At 42.9% G+C, this 20,973-nt stretch carries 15 protein-coding genes; 6 read left to right on the top strand and 9 right to left on the bottom strand.

Annotated elements, in window-relative coordinates:
- The first annotated feature begins 145 nt into the window (after window positions 1-145).
- A complete protein-coding gene (locus BWD47_RS08030; protein ID WP_075593770.1) occupies window positions 146-1,462 on the top strand; it encodes a DASH family cryptochrome in 1,317 nt (438 codons plus the stop codon).
- Between the two features lie 112 nt (window positions 1,463-1,574).
- A complete protein-coding gene (locus BWD47_RS08025) occupies window positions 1,575-3,257 on the top strand; it encodes a sensor domain-containing diguanylate cyclase (RefSeq protein ID WP_036966797.1) in 1,683 nt (560 codons plus the stop codon).
- On the opposite strand, the gene BWD47_RS08020 is transcribed toward BWD47_RS08025, so the two are convergent.
- The 5 genes from BWD47_RS08020 to fucP form a co-directional block, all read right to left on the bottom strand.
- On the bottom strand, window positions 3,243-3,812 hold the full coding sequence (locus BWD47_RS08020; RefSeq protein WP_083633647.1) for a DUF2799 domain-containing protein: 570 nt from the start codon (window positions 3,810-3,812) through the stop codon (window positions 3,243-3,245). The genes BWD47_RS08025 and BWD47_RS08020 overlap by 15 nt on opposite strands.
- A gap of 182 nt (window positions 3,813-3,994) precedes the next feature.
- Window positions 3,995-5,899: a propionyl-CoA synthetase gene (locus tag BWD47_RS08015; RefSeq protein ID WP_256719298.1), complete on the bottom strand. Its 1,905-nt coding sequence runs from the start codon at window positions 5,897-5,899 to the stop codon at window positions 3,995-3,997.
- A 257-nt stretch (window positions 5,900-6,156) separates the two neighbouring features.
- Complete coding sequence (locus tag BWD47_RS08010) at window positions 6,157-6,537, bottom strand: hypothetical protein (RefSeq protein WP_075593768.1); 381 nt, start codon at window positions 6,535-6,537, stop codon at window positions 6,157-6,159.
- On the bottom strand, window positions 6,534-6,839 hold the full coding sequence (locus tag BWD47_RS08005) for a hypothetical protein (RefSeq protein WP_075593808.1): 306 nt from the start codon (window positions 6,837-6,839) through the stop codon (window positions 6,534-6,536). Before BWD47_RS08005 ends, BWD47_RS08010 begins: the two co-directional genes overlap by 4 nt.
- A 247-nt stretch (window positions 6,840-7,086) precedes the next feature.
- Window positions 7,087-8,367, bottom strand: a complete 1,281-nt coding sequence (gene fucP / locus BWD47_RS08000; protein WP_075593767.1) for an L-fucose:H+ symporter permease — start codon at window positions 8,365-8,367, stop codon at window positions 7,087-7,089.
- A gap of 153 nt (window positions 8,368-8,520) precedes the next feature.
- On the opposite strand from fucP, the gene BWD47_RS07995 reads away from it, so the two are divergent.
- Window positions 8,521-9,651 (top strand): ROK family transcriptional regulator, encoded by a 1,131-nt coding sequence (locus BWD47_RS07995; protein ID WP_065978599.1) that lies wholly within the window; start codon window positions 8,521-8,523, stop codon window positions 9,649-9,651.
- A gap of 35 nt (window positions 9,652-9,686) precedes the next feature.
- Here the strand turns inward: BWD47_RS07995 and BWD47_RS07990 are convergent, their stop codons facing one another.
- Complete coding sequence (locus BWD47_RS07990; protein ID WP_075593766.1) at window positions 9,687-11,726, bottom strand: S9 family peptidase; 2,040 nt, start codon at window positions 11,724-11,726, stop codon at window positions 9,687-9,689.
- 80 nt (window positions 11,727-11,806) lie between these two features.
- Window positions 11,807-13,039: a TMEM143 family protein gene (locus tag BWD47_RS07985; RefSeq protein WP_075593765.1), complete on the bottom strand. Its 1,233-nt coding sequence runs from the start codon at window positions 13,037-13,039 to the stop codon at window positions 11,807-11,809.
- Between the two features lie 236 nt (window positions 13,040-13,275).
- Between BWD47_RS07985 and BWD47_RS07980 the strand changes: the two genes are divergently transcribed.
- The 3 genes from BWD47_RS07980 to BWD47_RS07970 all read left to right on the top strand — a co-directional run bounded on the left by BWD47_RS07980 (window position 13,276) and on the right by BWD47_RS07970 (window position 16,487).
- Window positions 13,276-14,184 carry a GGDEF domain-containing protein gene (locus BWD47_RS07980; protein WP_162898042.1) on the top strand — a complete coding sequence of 303 codons (909 nt, stop codon included), beginning with the start codon at window positions 13,276-13,278 and terminating at the stop codon, window positions 14,182-14,184.
- Window positions 14,185-14,243: 59 nt separating this feature from the next.
- A complete protein-coding gene (locus BWD47_RS07975) occupies window positions 14,244-14,828 on the top strand; it encodes a YqaA family protein (RefSeq protein WP_036966814.1) in 585 nt (194 codons plus the stop codon).
- A 78-nt stretch (window positions 14,829-14,906) separates the two neighbouring features.
- Window positions 14,907-16,487, top strand: coding sequence for an L-lactate permease (locus tag BWD47_RS07970; RefSeq protein WP_230235390.1), 1,581 nt, complete (start codon window positions 14,907-14,909; stop codon window positions 16,485-16,487).
- A gap of 78 nt (window positions 16,488-16,565) precedes the next feature.
- Here the strand turns inward: BWD47_RS07970 and BWD47_RS07965 are convergent, their stop codons facing one another.
- The gene (locus BWD47_RS07965) at window positions 16,566-18,491 is read right to left on the bottom strand and encodes a phytase (RefSeq protein ID WP_075593764.1); all 1,926 of its coding nucleotides are present in this window, start codon (window positions 18,489-18,491) and stop codon (window positions 16,566-16,568) included.
- A gap of 58 nt (window positions 18,492-18,549) precedes the next feature.
- Window positions 18,550-20,850 carry a TonB-dependent siderophore receptor gene (locus BWD47_RS07960; RefSeq protein ID WP_075593763.1) on the bottom strand — a complete coding sequence of 767 codons (2,301 nt, stop codon included), beginning with the start codon at window positions 20,848-20,850 and terminating at the stop codon, window positions 18,550-18,552.
- Window positions 20,851-20,973: the final 123 nt, after the last annotated feature.

Raw genomic sequence — 20,973 nt, 5'->3', positions numbered from 1 at the left:
TTAAGAAAAACTTAACTAAAACTGAAACTTAGTTGAAGATTGTAAGAGCTTGATAACTTTTGATTTAGATAATGCGTTAGCGTGAAATTAATCGGTAAAAGGCTGGCTTGCGTATGATTTATTAAGATTTCTAAAAGAGTAAACAATGAAAAAGCGTGTTTTATATTGGCTGCAAAATGACTTAAGAATGAGTGATAACGTCATACTATCTGAACTTGAACACTTTAATGGTGAACTTGACCTTGTTTATGTGATTGAGCCTAGGTGGTTTAAACAAAGCAATTATCAACAACGGCCTGTTGGTAAGCATCGATATCGTTTTTTAATACAGAGCCTACAGGCTTTTTCTAACGCTGTGGAGGCGCTTGGGCAAACCTTACATGTGGTCACAGGTGAGCCCGAAGTGGTTATTCACGAGCGTATAAAAAAACACGGTATTTCAACGCTTGTCTGTACAGAGCAAGTGGGCTATTACGAGCAAAAACAGCTTAATAAAATAACTGAGTTATGCCCAGAACTTGACATTAAAACCTACCAGCAAGACACTTTATTTACAGCACCTGATTTACCGTTCTCAGTTGCCGATTTACCAAAAAATTTCACGGCTTTTCGTAAAAAAGTTGAAGCAGAACCTGCGGCTATTGCTGCACCGCGTGATGCGGTTTCGCGTTTGCCACACCCAGTGCAGCTTTGCCCAGCTCAACCAATCCCAGATGCAGTGACAGAGCCTGAAAGTGTGTCTGGTGGCTTGTTTGCTGCTCAACAACATTGCCAGCACTATTTTTCATCGCCCGCACCGGCCTGCTACAAAGAAACACGTAATGAATTAGACGGCTTCAGTAACACGACTAAGTTTAGTTTGTGGCTTGCGGGTGGGTCTATTAGTGCAAAACAAGTGTATGCTGAGGTTGAACATTATGAGCATATAAATGGTGCGAATGAGTCAACGTATTGGATTAAATTTGAATTACTCTGGCGTGAGTATTTTAAGTGGCATGCTAAGCATGTTGGCAGACAGCTATATCGCTTTAAAGGCCAGAAAAAAACAGCGCCGCTAACAACATTTAATAGTCAACGTTTTGCATCTTGGTGCCAAGGAACCACACCTTTTCCACTGGTAAATGCAATAATGCATGAGCTCAATGAAACGGGCTATATTTCGAATCGTTCGCGGCAAATTGCAGCCAGTTGTTTGGTCAATGAGTTAGCGGTTGACTGGCGTTTTGGAGCGGCTTACTTTGAGCAACAGCTCATTGACTATGATGTCGCTGCGAACTGGGGTAACTGGCAATATATTGCAGGAGTTGGCGTGGATCCGCGAGGTGGGCGTCATTTCCATATTAATAAGCAAACGGCATTATATGACCCAACAGGGTGTTATATTCGCAAATGGCAAGGTGATAAAACAGTGAGTCGTGTTGTTGATATATACGATGCTGCAGATTGGCCCTTAAATGAGTAATTTTAATTTAAATCAAAAATCTAAATGTCATTTTTAGTCTTTTTTTATTTTGTTATCTAAAATAGAAATAAAGGCTTACTTTTTCACCGTGATCCAACTCAAAAGGTTAACTATGGCATTTAGTAAAGGATACGAGGGGATCCAGTCGAAGCTCGGAATAGACATCGCCCAGCTTATACTTGATAGTAGCGATGCGGGGATATGGCTATGGAATATAAAAACAGGTGAAACCATTTTTAATGAAAAATGGGCGGCAATTATTGGTTATAGTTTAGCTGACTTGCATCCGGTTTCTATTGATACGTGGCTTGTGCATGCACACCCTGATGATCTCGAAAAATCGCATCGACACCTTCAAGCCCATTTTAGTGGCGAAACTGAGCGCTATATATGCGAAGTCAGAATGAAGCACAAAAAAGGGCACTGGATTAAAGTACTCGACAAAGGCCAAGTGCAAACATGGGATGAAGAGGGGGAGCCTGAATGGATGTTTGGCGTTCACATAGATATAACCAATCAGTGGCGAAAAGAGTGCGAAATAGAGTCTTTACATAACAAACTGCAAAAATTTACTGATAACTTACCGGGCCTTGTTTTTCAGTACGTAATAGATAAAAAAGGTCACGGTTCATTTCCTTTCACAACGTCAAAAGTAATAGAAATTTATGGCTGTACGTCAGACCAATTGAAAGAGTCTGATGCTTTTGCCATGCAGGTAATACACCCCGATGATCTGCCTCGTGTGTTGACAAGTATTGAGCGTTCGCGAGTTGAATTATGTGACTGGCATCAAATCTATCGGGTAAATCACCCAAAAAAAGGGCTCATATGGGTTGAAGGTAAATCGTCGCCTATTGCGCGCCATGATGGTTGTTTTGAGTGGAATGGTTACTTAGAAGATGTCAGTGAAGAAGTGACGAGTAATGAAAAAATAAAATTGTTAACCGCCGTCTTTTCAACCACCAGTCGAGGAATTTTAATTACAACCCCAGAGCCACGCATTGTCGATGTTAACCCCGCATTTGAACAAATAACCGGATACAGTAAATCTGAAGTGGTAGGCCAAAGTCCAGCAATACTTTCAGCTAAAAAGCAAGGAAAAGAAGTGTACCAACAAATGTGGGCAACACTACTGAGTAAAGGTCGCTGGCAGGGGGAGGTGTGGAACAAGCGTAAATCGGGCGAAATTTTCCCAGAGCTGCTTTCTATCGATGCTTTATATGATGAAAAAGGATGTGTAAGTCATTACATAGGTGCTTTTGATGATATTTCGCTGGCAGTAGAAAAACGTCAATTATTAACTGAGCTGGTAAATCAAGACCCGCTTACTAAGTTACTTAATCGACGAGGGTTAGATATTCAGTTACGTGCAATCACGCAAAGTACAACGGCAAATAACCCTAAGTTTGCGTTAATTTACCTTGATCTTGATAACTTTAAATTGGTTAACGACACCTTTGGGCATGAACAAGGCGATAGTTTATTGCTTACGATTAGCCAGCAGATAGCGTTACAGCTACGTGAGCAAGATATTCTTGCACGCATAGGGGGTGATGAATTTGTGATTGTACTACCTAGTTTAGTAAAGCCTGAAGTATGCGAAGAAATTGCATTGCGTTGTCAAAAAGCGGTGGAAGTAATTGCAAAAAACTATGCCACTGCCCAGCCTGTCAGTGCAAGTTTTGGTATTGCGCTGTATCCGCATCATGGCAAAAATGTGAAAGAGTTGCTTACCATGGCTGATAAGCAAATGTATAAGATGAAATCGATACCAAAATCGTTACCATTCGGTTGATATTTCAACACTGGGCAGTTTATTGAGTAGCGGCAATAGCGCCCGTTCTTTGCGCAAGTCATTACGTTCATCTTCTAAACTTTTACGCTCATGGTAGAGGTTTTTACGCTGTTGATTATCGAGCTGATTATTGTTTAGTTCAGCACGAATAGTATGTAGCCGACGATCAATTTCTTCTATACGATCATCGATATCAATAAGCCGTTGCTGTACTTGGTAGCGGTCGTTACCTTCTTGCCATGCTTTACGAAACGCAGTGCTGTTACACACGCCGTTATAAGGCATGCCTTGCATGGCCAATGTAAAGCCGTTTTCGGGTTCACAATACACATTGAGACCTTGATCATAACCCGATTTATATTCGTTTATGTCTGCACGCACGCCAAACTCACTGCATTGTGCTAACGCATTTACGCCATCTTGGTATTGGGTGCCATTAACACCATGTTGATAGCCAATGCCATACCAATTTGCTTGCAAACATTCATCTTTACTCAGTGATGTACAACCCGTTAAAACAACCAAAGGCAAAAGAGGGTAAAGCCATTTTTTCATGTGTTTAAGGCTCATAAAAATACGAAATAAGTTCAATAAGTTTAGCGTGTTATTCGTTTTTTGGGTACGTTTAGTTTTATTTTAAAGCAGCTTATTGTCGGTAGGGTAAATAATACATAGCGTGGCTTTCAATAGAGTATAAAGGCCTTATTAAAAGGCCTTTGGTAACATTACAAAAGCATTTAGCGATTGTTTAGTTGTTGGTTGATTTCGTCAAAAATAGAGGCGTCATCAATCGTTGATGGAATGTTTAATTCTTCCCCATCGACTAATTGACGAAGGTTTTTTCTAAGAATTTTCCCTGAACGTGTTTTAGGTAATCGTTCAACATGCAGAATATTTTTCAAACAGGCGATTGCGCCAATTTGATGCCTAACAGCGTGGATTAACTCTTTTTCAACCTCTTTGCTATCACCGAGGTAATCATCTTTTAGAACGATCATCGCCATTGGCAATTGCCCTTTTAGTGAATCACTTACACCAAAAACGGCACATTCAGCAACGGCAGGGTGAGCCGCGACAATTTCTTCCATTTCCCCCGTGGATAGGCGATGACCCGCAACATTAATCACATCATCGGTTCGGCCCATAATGAATAAATAGCCATCGTCATCAATATAACCCCCATCACCAGAGAGGTAATAACCAGGGTACTCACTCAAGTAACCCGCGTTAAAACGCGCGTCATTTTGCCAGATAGTGGGTAAACAACCCGGAGGTAAAGGCAGTTTTATTACAACCGCGCCGTTTTCATTTGGTGCGCAACGCTCACCATTCATATCTAAAATTTGCACATCGAAGCCCGGTGTGGGCACCGTTGAACTGCCAGGTTTTGTGCCTAGCTGCTCAATGCCAATTGGATTACAAGCAATGGCCCAGCCTGTTTCTGTTTGCCACCAATGATCTAGCACCGGTAATCCTGTGTGCTCTTTAAGCCACTCATACGTCGGAGGGTCAAGGCGTTCACCGGCTAAAAATAAGCGTTCTAACGAGGAGGTATCGTATTTTTTAAAGCCTTCGGCTGTCGGATCTTCTTTTTTGATAGCCCTAAATGCGGTAGGTGCACTGAATAACGCGGTTACCTTGTGCTCTTCTACCACACGCCAAAATGCGCTGGCATCGGGCGTTCTAATGGGTTTGCCTTCATATAAAACGGTGGTACAGCGATAAATAAGAGGTGCATAGACGATGTATGAATGACCGACTACCCACCCGATATCGGAAGCCGCCCAAAAGACCTCGCCCGGCTTCATGCCATAAACCGTCTCCATGCTGTAATGCATTGCAACTGCATGCCCCCCGTTTTCTCTCACCACGCCTTTTGGCGTGCCTGTGGTACCTGAGGTATAAAGGATATAAAGCGGGTCATCCCCATTTACTGCGACAGGCTCTATAGGAGCGGCTGCATCGCTGGCCGATTGCCAGTCAATATCGCGACCTGCTTGCATATCGGCTTTTGCTTGTTCACGCTGGTAAATAATGCAGTGTTCAACGTGATGCTTTGCGGTTTCAAGGGCTTCATCAAGCAGTGGCTTATATTCAATGACATGATTGATTTCGACCCCACATGATGCGCTAAGCACAAGTTTAGGCTTTGCATCATCGATACGCACGGCAAGTTCGTGGGGTGCAAAACCACCAAAAACCACCGAGTGAATAGCCCCTAGTCGTGCACACGCTAACATGCCAATAACCGCTTCGGGGATCATCGGCATATAAATAACCACGCGATCGCCCTTACTAACGCCCAATGAATGCATTAGGCCTGCAAATGTTGCAACGCGACTTTGCAATTCTGAGTAGCTGATTTTTTGTTTTGTGTTTGTAACGGGTGAGTCGTAAATTAATGCTGTTTGTTCGCCGAAACCGGCATCTACATGCTGGTCAAGTGCTAAATAACAGGTATTAAGCGTGCCATCGGCAAACCAATGATAAAAATTGTTTTCATCGTTTTGATACGGTGCGCTGGGGGCTTTAAACCACGCAATACGTTTACTTTGCTCAAGCCAAAACTGACCGGGATCGCGCTGAAACTGTTGATATTGTTGTTGATATTCGCCCGACATAAAGAGGCTCCTATACTTTATTTGTGAGAGATTTATATCCGCTCCCCTTGAAGATGCAATGTTAAGTGCTATCACGTGGGAGCGTGGATATTTAAAATGTAGGCGCTTTTTTGGTTAAATAATATGCGACCTTGGTCTGCACTTAATCAAGGCCTGAGAGGCGATAACAGGGTTGTTAGCAGTGTTTTAATCTTAATAATTTTTTAATTAATAAGGTTAAAGTGTTGGTGTTAATGCGTGTAAGAATAAGCGTGCTTGTTGCAGCATAAAGTGAAAAACTAATGTGGTTTTTTACTGCGTGGAGCACCTAGCAATATACCAATATGGCATAGACACACGGCGAGAAATGCACTGATCCCCAAAGCCCCACCATAGCCATTTAAAAGAGGCACAAGATACTCAAAAAGAAGAGAAAAAAGTAAGGCTGCAATGGTAATGGTAAAAATACCAAAGCGTTTAGGGGCACTCATGCCAATAAAAGTGCCGCCAAAAAACGCCACACTGTATAAATCAGCGTGAGGGGTGATATAAACCATCACACAGTAAGCAATAATTGTTAACGAGGCTGATGCACGAATGCCGTCAAAGCGATTTTGTTGTGCAAGAAGATAGGTGCCAAATGCGGCAAATATTGACAATAAAGTAATCGCGAGGTTCATAAAAACGCACTTTTCGTAAACATGTAAAGGGCCACACTGGCAAATGCGACACTGCCTAAGCGACCACCAAAACCAGCAAAAAGATTCATTGTCATGACATATAAGCTCGCACCAAAAAATGAAATTAAACCCAGTTCCCAGTAATTATTAATTAAACTTGATGAGCACATACCCGCAAAGCTGCCCGCATAAATAGCTGCATAGGGGTGAGACTTATACACGCGTGAAAAAGGAATAAAAGTGCCAATTAACCCAGTGCCAGCTGCGGCCACTACAATGGGAACATTGAATTTATCGTGCAAAATAAAGCTTAAAAAGCAGCCACAAAAGAAACAAATATACTTAACTAAAAAAAAGCTGAAATGATATGAAATGCGCTGAGTGCACAGTTTAGACATGTGGGGTTGTAAAGCGGACTTAAGCGATTTCATACTTACTTTTAGGTAGTGATAAAGGCGCTAATTTTCACATTTTATACTCATAAAGTACAATACGATAAGGCACTGATTTACGCTCAGCGCCTTATTTTTTATATCGTATTGTTACTACTTATTCGTGTTTATGTGTATTTTTGGTGCCCCGAGTATGGTGGCCATAAAGAGAGACAATTAAAAAGCACAGAAGAGGAATAATAAATGAGCTGGCCGTATCCAATGTATCAATTAATGTTGCTTGGAGTAACGGTAAAAATGCGCCCCCTAGAATCGCCATTACTAATCCTGCAGCGCCAATTTTTGCATCATCGCCGAGTCCCTCGAGTGCCGTGCCATAAATAGTCGGAAACATAAGCGATAAGCAGCCAGAAATACTCACAAGTGCCGCCACTCCCAGTAAATTAACTTGAGTGATAACCAAAACACACAGCGCAGCTGCGACTAAGGCCATAATCCGCAGTAATTTAGCACCACTCAAAAAACGCATGAGCCACGTCATAATAAACCTAGAAATTAAAAAGACGAGCATCGAATACTGTAGCACTTGACCCCCAGTGACTTCATTCGTTGTGAGTGCCTCCATGGTGTAACCGATAGTGTAGGTCCAGACACATGTTTGCGCTCCAACGTTAAAAAACTGCGCAACAACACCAAAACGATAATGCTTATTTTGATATAAGGTTTTAAAAGCGCTTGTTAAATTGCGTGATGGGGTGTGGGAGTGCGTTATTGTTTTAGGAGATTTACTAAAAAAGATACACAGCCATAATAAGATTAAACAACCCGCCATCCCCACGTAAGGCACCATCACTGCACTGAGCTCACTGCTCACAATCGCCTTTAATTGGCTTTCACTCATGAGTGCTCGGTGTGCATTATCGGCCTGATTTAAACTGGGTAAAATTAACGTGGCGGCCAGAAATACACCGATATTGGTGCCCACTGGGTTGAATGCTTGCGCCAAATTTAGGCGGCGAGTGGCCGATTTTTCGCACCCTAGCTGCATTACATAAGGATTTGCAGAGGTTTCTAAAATAGATAACCCGCCAGCCAGAATAAATAAAGCAAGTAAAAAGTGGCTGTATAGCATTGTTTGGCTCGCCGGATAAAACAACAACGCGCCACATGCGGCCATGGCTAAACCAACCAGCAGACCTGTTTTGTAATTAAAACGACGATTAATTAGAGCCGCAGGCAACGCTAAGCAAAAATAAGCGCCATAGTAACTAAATTGCACCAATGCTGATTGCAGCGCACTCATCGAAAACGTTTTACTGAAAACCTTTACTAAAGGATCGGTCATGTTTGCTGCTGTACCCCATGCAGCGAAACAGGTGGCGAGCAAGATAAATGGCCATAGCATTTGGCGCGATACAATAGCTGATTGTGTTGGCATAGATCACCAGATTGTTGTGTTCATATTGTTGTGGCCGATAGTATTCACGACTCCAGATAATAAATCAACATAGTTGATTTATTATTTTAACTAGCGGATAGTATGGCAAAAAGGTCTAATAGGTGGGTCTTTAACCGTATTAAGAAGGATGCTATGAAGCGTAGTTTATTGCCGACAAGGCGAAGTAATAATGAACGAGCTATTTTGAGCTTGATTAGGCAATGTGAAACGCTGCCCAAAGCACAAATAGCGAAAGCGCTCTCGTTATCTGCACAAGCTGCTACGGTGAATATTAATAAGTTGGAAGAAGATAAATTATTGCTTCGTGATGCCCCTGTAAAAGGGCGAGTAGGGCAGCCAAGTGTGCCTTTTCGGCTGAATCCTGATGGCGCTTTTAGCTTTGGTTTAAAGATTGGACGCCGACGTTTTGATTTGATTGTAATTGATTTACAAAGCACGCAAAGAGCCAGTGTATCCGTTGAGGTCAATGTGCCTAACATTGACGAACTCAAGGCTTTTTTGAAAACCAATATCCCACAGCTATTGCGAGAGTTAGGCTGTGACTTAAGCACGCGAGTATGTGGTTTAGGAGTGGCAATGCCTTTTGATATTTGGCATTGGCATGCTGAGAATCCTGAGCAACAAGCGCAATTACTTGAATGGCAACATTTCGATTTAAAAACGTATCTAGAAACTGAATTTGAGCTACCCGTTTACATCAGTAATGACAATAATGCGGCGTGCTGCGCAGAGCTTAGCCTAGGTAATCGTCAAAATTACAGTGATTTTTTATATGTTTATTTGGGTGCGTTTTTAGGTGGCGCGGTCGTGATTAACCGCCAGCTTCTTGAGGGTAAAAGTGGCAACGCGGGCGCAATCGGTTCAATGTTAAATGCTCAGCATGAACAGTTGCTTACGTTATGCTCGTTGCTAGAATTACAAAAACAGTTTGACGCTGCACAGTTAAATTTATCGGTGTATCAGCTTACAGATAGTCAATTTAAAGAACATTATGCCCTGATACTACCTTGGCTTAAAAAGGCGGCTGAGGCGATAAGTGTGGCAATGCATCACAGTTTAAGTTTATTAGATATGCAGGCTGTTGTTATCGACTCACCGTTACCAAAAGACGCATTGGATGTTGTAAGGCAATTAACACTTGAAGCATTTGCACGCTTAGACAGCAGAGGGCTGCGTCTGTGTGACGTTAGTGTTGGGGTCTGTGGTGAAAAAGCGCAGTCAATAGGCAGTGCTCAACTTGCGCTTAGTCATCATTATTTTTGAGCAGCAATGAGTCACCCCATTACTGCTCAAAATGATTATTTCTTATATTGATTAAACCACGCAAGCGTGTATTCAATTTTAGAAATCATCCGTGATGGACGACCCGCAATACCATGCGGTGAACCCGGAACACGTATTAGTACTGTATCGACCTTACGTAGTTTTAAAGCTTGATAGAATTGCTCCGATTCAGAAATCGGTGTACGGCGGTCTTCTTCGCCAGTCATGATCAGTGAAGGTGTTGTCACATTTCCCACTAAAGACAGAGGCGAGCGTTGCCAATAGTGTTCAACATTATCCCACGGCATTCCTGGGAATTGGTTACGAATTTGACCAATGTAGCTGTCGGCTGTTAGCGTTTTACTTAACCAGTTGATAACCGGTTTTGTGATAGCAGCCGCATTAAAGCGATTTGTTAAACCCACCGCATACGCCGTTGCAATGCCGCCTGCTGAACCACCAGCAATGAACAAGTTGTCTTTATCAATAAAGCCTTTTTCAATCATGGCATCCACGGCGGTATTATGATCGGCAAAGTCTTCTTTTGAGCTGTATTTACCATCAAGAAGTAAGGCAAAGTCTTTACCGTAACTAGTTGAACCACGGTAATTTACATACACAACCACATAACCTTCAGCAGCATAGCGTTGCAGTTCGGCTGTAAAACTTGGGCCATAGGCTAAATGAGGACCACCGTGAATTTCAACCATCAGTGGGTACTGTTTGCTTTCGTCAAAGTCGGGCGGTGTGATGTACCAGCCTTGAATTGCTTGACCATCAAATTGTGATTTCACATTCAGTTCGTGCACTTTGCCCAGTTTTTTGTGGCCTAAAACATCTTCGTTTAACGAGGTTAACGTTTTGTTTTTGCCTTTGTACAAGTAACCTAAATCAGCAGGGCGGTATTCACTGCCGGTCGTGTAGGCAATGGCACCATTGCGTGCCATGCTAAAGCTACCACTGACATACGGGCGACCTATCGAGGTGCCTGAGACCGTGTCGGTTAAATCGGTGACTTTACCGCGGCTTGATACTTTAGCAAGCTTGCGCTTACCGAAGTCATCATACTGAATAACAAAATCGCCATCACCAAACCATTTGAAGTCAGCCACTGAACGATCCAGCTTTTCTGTTAGGTGTTTTACTGACTTATCATCTAAGTCAAGCACCGACAGTGTCGAGTTTATGTAAGGCACGGGGGCGTTATCACGGGCAATAAAGGCCAGCTCGTCTGCATCTTTAGCGTAATGAGGGTTACTTTCACGACCCGGAAGGTCTGTTAATTGCGTAAGTTCACCCGTTTTTACATTTATTTCGTATAAATCAGATTCAGTGGTGCGGTACTCCCACTCGTCATGGCGGTCTGAAGAAAAGACGACTTTGGTATTGGTTGGATCCCATGCTAATGGACCGCGGTGTTGGTAGTTGCCCGACGTTAATTGGCGGGGTGTACCACCCGAAACAGGAATCACAAATACATGGCGATAAGCGGGTTCTAAGAAACCAGCACCATCGGCTTGGTAACGCGCTTTTTCAATGACTTTGACCGGTTTTGACCAATCGGCACCTTTCGGTTTTTTTGGTAACTTAACCGATTTCGCAAACGCCGATTTACCTTCAGGAATGCTCATTGTAAAAGCAATGTGCTCAGCGTCATGTGACCACGTTAAGTCGCCTACTGATTTTGGTAATTGCGTTAACAGTGCTTGTTTGTCTTGTGCTAACCAGTAAACGTGTAATTGGTTTGAGCCACTTTTATTACTGGTGAACGCAATTTTTTGGCTGTCTGGCGACCACGTTGGCTGACTGTAATTGTGCTCATCAGAAAAAAGTGGAGTGTGTTGCCCTGATTTTAAATCGTAAAGCCAAAAGCTGCGTTTGTTACCATCTTTCATGATGTCGTAGCCACTTCGCACATAAACGATTTTTTTACCGTCAGGGCTTATTTGCGGGTCGCCCGCGTATTCAAGTTGGAAAATATCCTCAGAAACAAATTTGTCGTTCGCGTAAACCTGCGCTGTTGTTGCAGCACACAGCAAACTGGCCCCAATAATGAAGTGTTTTTTTAATTGCATGTTAGCGTCTTTTTTTAGCCGTAAAATTTCATCCTAAAAGCTGACCATAAATCACGCAAGGACAATGAGATAAAGCAGCACTAACTGAAGTTGAAAAACGCATCCCAGCGTTTATCTAAGCGTTGTTTTGCTGTTCTTAAATCAACGGCAAGGTATTGACCCTTGTTTTCACTGACCAATTCAAGATTGACCAGTTTATTAATTGCATCGTCTATTTCAAAATCAACAGTGCAGTGGTGATTGTTGCTAAACCAAGTTTCAATGGTGTCATCGAGTTGCTTGGCAGTCATGGCTGCGTTTGCGTGCAGTAAAAAGGTGTAGGCTAGGAGTGCTTCTTTTACGTCTTCTTCTTCGGCCGCATCGACCAAAGTATGAAACACGCCTGCATTATTATCGAGGTTTTTAAAGTACAGGTTATCGGCTAAGGCTTTCATAAAGCGAATTTTACGGTTTTTAAATTTACTCCACTCTTTAAAGATAAAACTGCCGAACACCCCCATACCAATGGCAAAGGTGATAAAGTGCTGTTGGCTCATATGCACTTCTTCGCTGCGCCAGCCACCCCAAAATGCAAGCATGGCAATTAACAGTAAAATTGATGCGCCAAGCTTAGTAACAAGCACCACCGCTCCCCCGATAAGGGCTGATGAGCCAATAATGAGTTTATCAATGGGGCGCATTTTTACTTCGCTGTTTGGAAACAGCATTTCTAAATCGGCTTTGGGGACGTTTTGAAACAATTTGACGATTGTTGAACTAGGCTCAAAACCCACCGGCATGCGGCCTTTATCGATAAAGTATTGTTGGTCTTTAAAGCGGATAAAAACCGCAACCCGATCGTAATTAGTAAACGATATGTGCTTTTTTTTCAGCCCCCACCAGGTACGTAACGTTTCGGTTTTTTGTGATTCGCCTCGGCGATAAAACACCACTTCAGCGAAGTCATCAAACTCGACTTCTAAACGCACTTTAAACAAAGACTCTTCGGTTAATGCCTCTTGTAAGTCTTGAGTCGTGATGGTTTCAAAATTAGCGGCATTGAGCACTGTGGCAAAGTGCTTAGCAAATTCGTTTTGGTACTTTCTGCGCGCCTCTTCATTAATCGACGTGAGTGAGCGAGTGTCTGAGTTAGGATCAAATGGCGCATAGCTATTTTTTAATGACTCAAGTAAGCCGTGATACTGATAATGAATAACACTTTGCAATAAGCTGCAAAACTCTAGAAATGAGGCACGGTGTTGCGCATCTAAATAATCATTGCATAGGGTGATAATGTCGTGCTTTCGAAAGGGAATAAAACGTGCGTTAGTCATTACATTGGGTATGAGTCGTTAGTGATGGCACAGATAATAAGAAAATATCGGCTTGAATGCGACACCTTATATCCTATGGTACTAATTTGGGTAATTTTATTACCCCTTATGTCTTGTTTTTAGATTAATTACTCCAGCCCAAATGCTGGTTTTTAGGTGAACAGAGTGTAATTTTCTGTACATCTATTTACCCTTTGATACTGTTTGTTCACTTGCTGTAAATTGTAGTTATGCCTATGAATGAGACGATGATTCCTCTTGAGGGGAGTGCTAATTCTGCTCCTGCCCCGATACTTTTGAAGCAATTATTTATTAGCTTCTTTATTGTAACTCTGTTGTGTATTGTGGTGGGTTATTTATCAATTTTTAATCGTCTAGAAGTCAATATTTATATAAATGGCGTACTCTCTGATGTGATTAATTTATTGATCCTAATTTTTATCTTTTCATTTGTACAAACGTCGGCGGTTGCTAAGTTAAGTTACTTATTTTTGAGCAGTGGGATCTATTTATGGAGTATTGGCTTAACCTTCGACTTTCTTGATGAGCTGGTTTATCAACCGGTATGGATTGGTATTTATATCGAAGACATGTTTAGAACAATTGGCATGTTAGTCACCAGCTTTGGGTTGTTTTTGGCTTTGTCAGACTTAGCAAAAGCGCACAAAAACTTAGCCGAAGAGCTTAAAACAGATGTACTCACCAAAGCCTATAACCGCCGCTATTTTTACCATTTTGTTCAGTTAAACCAAACCAAAACACACAGCTTAGTTATTATCGATATTGATCACTTTAAAGCAATTAATGATGAACACGGTCATGATGTGGGTGATCAAGTCTTGATCGACTTTGTTTATCAGTGCCGACAACAGCTTGATCCGAGTATTTTATTTGCCCGCATAGGGGGAGAAGAGTTTGCGCTTTATATTCCCACAGATGATCTCAATGTCGTGCAAACGATATGTGAGCAGTTATTAGGTTTAGCAAATAATGTGATGATTTCACCCGGTAAAACGCTCAGTGTGAGTGCGGGATCAGCGATAAAAAGAGCAACCGAAACCTTTAGCAGCACCATGAAACGAGCCGATCAGGCGTTGTATCAAGCTAAAAATCAAGGACGTAGCCGCTATATCCACGCACCGTAAGCGACGGTTAATCATTTTTGCTGTAACCTTAAAAGCAACACGATTGTTAAGGATAAATGATGGGTATAGCAAAAAAGCTTAAGCAAAAAACACGGCAGTTTGTTGATTCTAAACATATGCTGAGATCAATCACGATCGCCTCGTTTTTAGAATCGACTATTGTGCCCATACCTCTTGAAGCGGTGCTTGTGCCACTTATGCAAGCACGCCGCGAAAAGTTGTGGTTAATTGCGCTGATGGCGACAGTCGGGTGTATTATCGGTGCTGTATTTGGCTATGCGTTAGGGTATTACTTATTTGATGTAGTTGGGGATTGGGTTATCAATACCTTTTCAAACCCTGAGCAATTCGAGCAAGTAAAACAAAAGATGCAAGGGCAAGGATTTTGGTTTGTGTTGAGTCTTGGCATTATCCCCATTCCGTTTCAAATTGCGATGTTAGCCGCGGGGGCAACAAAGTTTTCGTTGGTGCTGTTTTTACTTGCGACCGTGATAGCACGCTCTATTCGATATTTTGGTTTAGCGCTTGTGGTGTATTACGCAGGTAATCATGCTGAACGCATTATTCAAAAGCATAAAACCAAAGCATTGGTAGGGCTGTCGATTTTAGTGTTACTACTTTGGTGGTTAAGTACGCTGATTTAATTTATTTCGTGCCTATAAATTTAGTTATTCTGTCTATACTTAGCGGGTAATGGACGCTAATTATAGACAGGATATATCATGAATACCTTTGTGGCTGCGTTGCCCATTTTTTTACTCATATGGATGATGGTTAAGCGCAGTCCCGTGCCTTCTTATGTTGCACTCCCTGTGTCGGCATTGGCTGGTGTGCTGCTTCAGTTACTTTATTTTCAAGCCGATCCTCGTTTACTCCTCGCCAACTCCTTTATGGGCATGTTGTCGGTACTGACTCCTATTTCAATTATCGCCGGGGCAATTTTACTTAATCGAATGTTAGCGGTGTCGGGTGGTGAAACCACGATTAAGCATTGGTTAGAGTCGATTAGCGGTAATCACGTTGCGCAGTTAATGATTATAGGGTGGGCGTTTGCATTTATGCTCGAAGGCGCGTCGGGGTTTGGCACCCCCGCGGCAATTGCGGCACCTATTTTAGTCGGGCTTGGCTTTTCGCCTTTTAAAGTGATTGTGTTTACGCTTATTTTAAACTCGATTCCTGTGTCGTTTGGGGCTGTGGGAACGCCAACGTGGTTTGGTTTTTCGGCACTTTCGTTAAACGAGCAACAGGTGTTGGCTATCTCTCAGTGGACAGCGCTGTGTCATGTGGTTGCCGCTTTGGTGATACCCATGATTGCGCTGTGTTTAGTATTGCCTTTTCACACGGTGCGCAAAAACAGCGTTTTTGTTTATTTAAGTGTGCTGTCATGTGTTTTACCTTATTGGTTGTTTGCGCAGTGGAATTACGAGTTTCCATCACTCATTGGCGGAGCAGTGGGGTTATTGGTGACTATATTTTTGGCAAAAAAGGGCATTGGACTGGTTAAGTCACAACAGCCCCCCGTCTCTAATAAGCCCATAGATGGCAAGGCGTTATTCTTGGCTTTTTTTCCGCTTGTGTTATTGATTTTGGTGCTTGTGCTGACGCGTATTCATCAGTTAGGTATTAAAGCACTTTTAAATGATGAAACCGTTTGGTTGAGTATTCATTTAGGATTTGCCCAATTTGAGCTCAGTAAAGCACTGATAATATCGTTGCATGAGCTGTTCGGTACAGCCGTTAGTTGGTCATATAAAACCTTGTTTGTACCAGCACTGATTCCGTTTGTGTTGGTTGTATTGGTGAGTGTTCCGCTGCTTAAGATGAATAAAAAGCAGGTGTCGCACATGGTTCATGACACCTTAAGCCGAATTGCATTGCCTTGTGTGGCATTAATTGGCGCGTTAGTGATGGTGAATGTGTTAATGCAAGGAGGGCATAAGGCGCCGATATTTTATATCGCCAATACGTTTGCTAATTTAACCGGTGAGCATTGGGTGTTATTTGCATCATACCTTGGTGCGCTAGGTACGTTTTTTTCGGGGTCTGCGACAGTTTCTAATCTTACTTTTGGGGGGATTCAATATGGTATTGCCCAACAGGTTGGGTTATCAGAAACCTTAGTGCTGGCTCTTCAATCGACAGGAGCGGCAATGGGCAACATGATTTGTATCAGCAACATTATTGCTGTGGCCAGTATTGTTGGGGTGAACAATCAAGAAGGCCCCGTGCTTAAAAAAACCTTTTTCCCTATGCTGATTTATGGGGCGCTGGTGGGCTGTTTTAGTTACCTGTTTTATCGCTAAGGTAATGCCACAGGTCACCTAACTCAATAAAAAAGGTGTTGAGGTAAGCCCAACACCTTAACGGAGTCACTTTAGCGGTTATTTCAGCGCTTTTTTCACTTCACGCCAGTCAATAATCTTAAAGTTTTGCGGTGCTTGTGGCATACGGTTATAGCCATCTTGCACAATTAACACTCCTTCAGGATAGCCCGGCATTGGGGTTGCTGTGACCGTTAATCCGTCGGTTTCTGAAACGCCGTCAATGGCACGTTCAAGGTTATTACTAATTGCGAATTTACCAGCAAATTCAAGGCGCGGCACGTTGCCGTCGATGATTTTATACAGCACATAGCTGTTATCTCCTTGACTAGACACGACTAAATAACGCGTATCTGTGGCGTGATAAATTTCCATGCCTTCTATGTCATCAACCAACATGTCGTTGATTGTTTGTAACATCACGGGCTGTGTGCCTGCTGTTGGTTCAGCGCCAATAAACCAAATACCTTCGTCTTCTTCACCTAAAAAGAGTTCACCGGTTTTATCATCCGCGCTGCAACCCTCTGGTTGGCTAGGTACATTAAATTCTCGCACCAGCTTGGCATTAACTGAGGTGGCGTTACCGGTTAATTTGTACTGTTGAAATAGTCCCGATTTATCATTCATGAACACGTAGTTACCCGTGGATGATGAATACATACACATACCGTAAATCTCAGTCAGTGTGGTGGGCAATTCGGCTAAGTGTTGCACCTTGTTTTGTGTATCAACGGTATACACACTGATACTGTTATGAGTGCGGTTACTGCCGGTGATCCACGTATGGGCTGGGTTATCAATGCTATTATTCTGGCGTACATCAACGTTATTTAAACGGCCCGTTTCTAATGCTTGAAGCTCGTTCCCTGCAAGGTTATACACCATTAAACCGCGGCGTTTATCAGTGCCAAGAATTAAGCTGTGCGCTTTATCATGTGTGTTGATCCATATTGCAGGATCGTCAGCGGCGTCTCCAAAAGCTCGCACAGCATCTGTTTGCGCTTGTGCGGTAATGTAAGTGACCGCCTGTTTGGTAGGTTTTACCTGTTCTTGATACGGCGTGTTGATGAAGCCTTTTACATAATGCCCCGATTCATCATCGTAAAAAACAATATCAGCTTTGGTATTGTTAAAGTGGACCGCTGCTGATTCGAGTGCTAAGTCACCTGCAAATTGCCAGCTGCTGAAGCGTTTATTTTTGCTCTCATAGCGATGTAGCGTGTTATCTTCAGTGGTTGTAAACCACAGGCTGCCATCGCTTGTCGTGCTTAAGCCGCCAATCTCAGGAACCAAGTTGCCAAATGGGGCCATAAGTGCGACAGGCGTTTTATCTGCGCGCGACTCGGCATCGGCATTAATTCGCCAAATACCCACTTCTCCCTCACTTAAGTAAAGGGTTTTATTGTGATCGTCGACCGCACAGCCAGATGTGTCACTTATTCCTGCAAATTCACGTAATTCAAGGTTTAAAGGGTGATTGTTTTTGACATCATAAACCAAGGTTTCGCGAATAAGGCCGCGCGCATCACTCACAAACGCCGACACCGCGTGTGTGGTAGAGTTTGAAAATAAACACACCGCTTCAGGTTTCGCTTTTGGTGGCGTAATTCTGCTTAACGTTTTTAATTGCCATTGGGCATCTTTTTGAAGTTTAAATATAACGGCTTGGTCTGCTTCATTGTCAATACTTGCGACAAGGTAGTGGCCGTTATCAAGCGCCTTCACCGACAAGGTTTCAAAGTTACCGCTTTGTAAAGTATGGCTGTTGCCCATTTCATCAATGAGTTGTAACCCTTGGCTTTCTGAGCTTATTAACCATGTGTTATTGGTGAGTGCTGCTGCTTGTGAACCTTGTACATTTTCAGTGGGTCCAAATGCGCGAACCTGATTAGCACTATCGACAGGGGCGTTCGTTTGGCTACAAGCCGCCACTGTACTGAGCAAAATAGCACTGGCGATAAGGTTAAATGATTGTGTGATATTCATGTGATTTCCCAAGATAAAACAAGGCAGCAATGAGCTGCCTTAAAACGGTCTATTAAAATTAAAATGCGTAACGCAGCATTAATTGAATAACAGGCCCTGCTTCTTCAGACTCCAGCTCATACTCGTCAAAGTCACGGTTGACTTGATCATCAAGCGTATCGAATTTGTTGAACGTTTCGTCTTTGCTTGCATCGAGCAAATTTGAGCCGACTAATCGTAGGGTGATGTCTTGCCAGCGTTTTTCTACGAATACCTCAAGGTCGGCTCCGTAGTGTGTTGTTACTTCTTCACCCACTATGCGGCCATACGCATCGCCTTGTTTACGGTATGTGGCACCAAATGAAGCGCCCAGATCTGGTAAGTCTTGAATAAAGCCAACGTTAAATACGTAGTCAGATTGGTCATTAAATTTACGTGAACCAAAATTGTCATTAACGTCAGAGTCAAGCCATGAATAGTTAAAGAAAATCCCTGTATTAGGCATACTTAAGGCTGTTAAAGGTGTTGATAAATCAAGCTCAATCCCTTTTACATTACCATCACCGGTGTTGCGCGGTTGTAAAATATAGGTGCCTTCGCCTTCAGAACCTTGTTGGCTGGTATTGGCAATTTCAATTAAGTCACTTACATCACGGTAGAACACGTTAACACCCACTACACCGCTTTTACCTAACCGGTATTCGTAGCCAAGATCCATCCCCCACGATGATTCGGGTTGTAGGTCTGGATTACCTAAAAAGTCGTTATCACCCAGCTCTTTTTCAAGCAGAGCAGGGGTAATGTAGTCAAAATCTGGGCGACGTAAGCTACGAGCCACAGAGGCGCTAACACGGCCGTTTTCAGAAACGTTGTAGCGTAAGTGGGCCGATGGTAAGAAAAAATCGTAATCATTCTTCGCCGTCACATAATTAACATTATCCGTGATGGTTGAGTCGGTTGTTTCGTAGCGTACCCCCATTTCCCACGAGAAATCTTGGTCTTCGTGTTTGATGAGTGCGAATACATCTAGACGGTCTTCTTTAAGCTTATTTACACCCCCCGCGGCGGCTTCAAATTCATTGTTAAAGCCGGCAAGCGACAGTGGGTTTTGACTAAATTGATCCCAACTTGCAAAACTTTGCTCATTTTCATCTTCTGCTTGATAAACCGCTGTATCACGCTCTTTACCTTGCACAAATGCACCAAACTGAATGGTTTTATTTTCACCAGCAAATAGGCTATGTTGCCATTGCAGTGACCACTCTTTATCGTCGATATCAACGGTTTCTTCCTCTTCTTCGAACACCATTGGGAGTTCTGAGGTGTCAATTTCGACCTCTTGCTCGTAGACCGACTCTTCGAAGCGGGCATAACCTACTTTAAATTTACTGGTGCCACCAAATAGCGGTAACTCGTAACCAGAGTTAATGTTGTAGTTAGTTTGATCAATGAAAGACACATTGGCGTTATCGGTTTCGAGATTCCCGCCTTCTACAATTGCGTTACTTGTTGCTGTTGGGTCATCGTATTCAAATGAGCGTTCATCTTCAGTCCGGTCGGTATCAACCCAAATGGCACTGATATCAAACTTGCTGCCATTATCAAAGGCAATTTCGTAACTGGCATTCAGTGACGTGTCGTCGCCATCGCGAATATCAGATTGATCTTCGCGGTTATCAAATTCTTCAGTTTTGTAATTTTCGTTGTTTTCAGGGCTATCGCCATACCGCAAGCTAGATTTTTGTTTTGGGTTATAGCGTCCTTGTAAGTTTGCGCCAAGTAACAAACGCCCACCGGCAAATTCAGTTCCGTACACACCTGCAAAGCTTTCTTTTAATTCGCCGTCGTCGTAACGCAGGCCGCCAGCACGAATATAACCACCGTCTAAGCTGTAGCCATCACGCAGAACAATATTAAGAGTTCCTGCAATTGCATCGGCAGAACGATTAGCACTTGAAGCGCGAATGATTTCTACACGCTCGATCAGTTCAGCAGGAATGCGGTCAACAAAGAATGAGCGATCAGCGCCTGCCCCTGGTACTTCTTCACCATTAATAAGTACTTTAGTGTAAGCCGGGCTCAAGCCACGCATACGGGCGCCATCTGACTCTAATACGTCAGATAAAAATGTCACACTAGGAACACGTTTTAAAGCATCACCAGCGGTAAGTGGCTCAAAACGTTGAAAATACTCTTGTGAGTATTCAAGGGTTGGGGCCAGCTCTTGTGAACGGTTGCGATAACCTATTTCACCATACACAACGAGCTCTTCTGATACTTTTACTTTCTTTTCATTGTTGGTGTCTGACTCTTGTGCAAAGGCACCGAATTGACATAAGGCGAGGGCGCTTACAAGTGCCTTCGTTTTAAACTGTTTCATGGATTTGCTCCTACTTGTCCTTGGTTTGGTGAGCAAAGTACCCAGCTTAAATGACGCAAATGTGACAGAAAACCGCTGGCAGCCTTTAAAAACAAGCTATTAGAGGCGTTTATAAAGCATTTT

Source organism: Pseudoalteromonas sp. PAB 2.2, assembly GCF_001938575.1.
Classification (GTDB): domain Bacteria; phylum Pseudomonadota; class Gammaproteobacteria; order Enterobacterales; family Alteromonadaceae; genus Pseudoalteromonas; species Pseudoalteromonas lipolytica.
The sequence above is the reverse complement of the archived record's forward strand: the minus strand, read 5'-3'. Positions and strand labels throughout refer to the sequence as shown.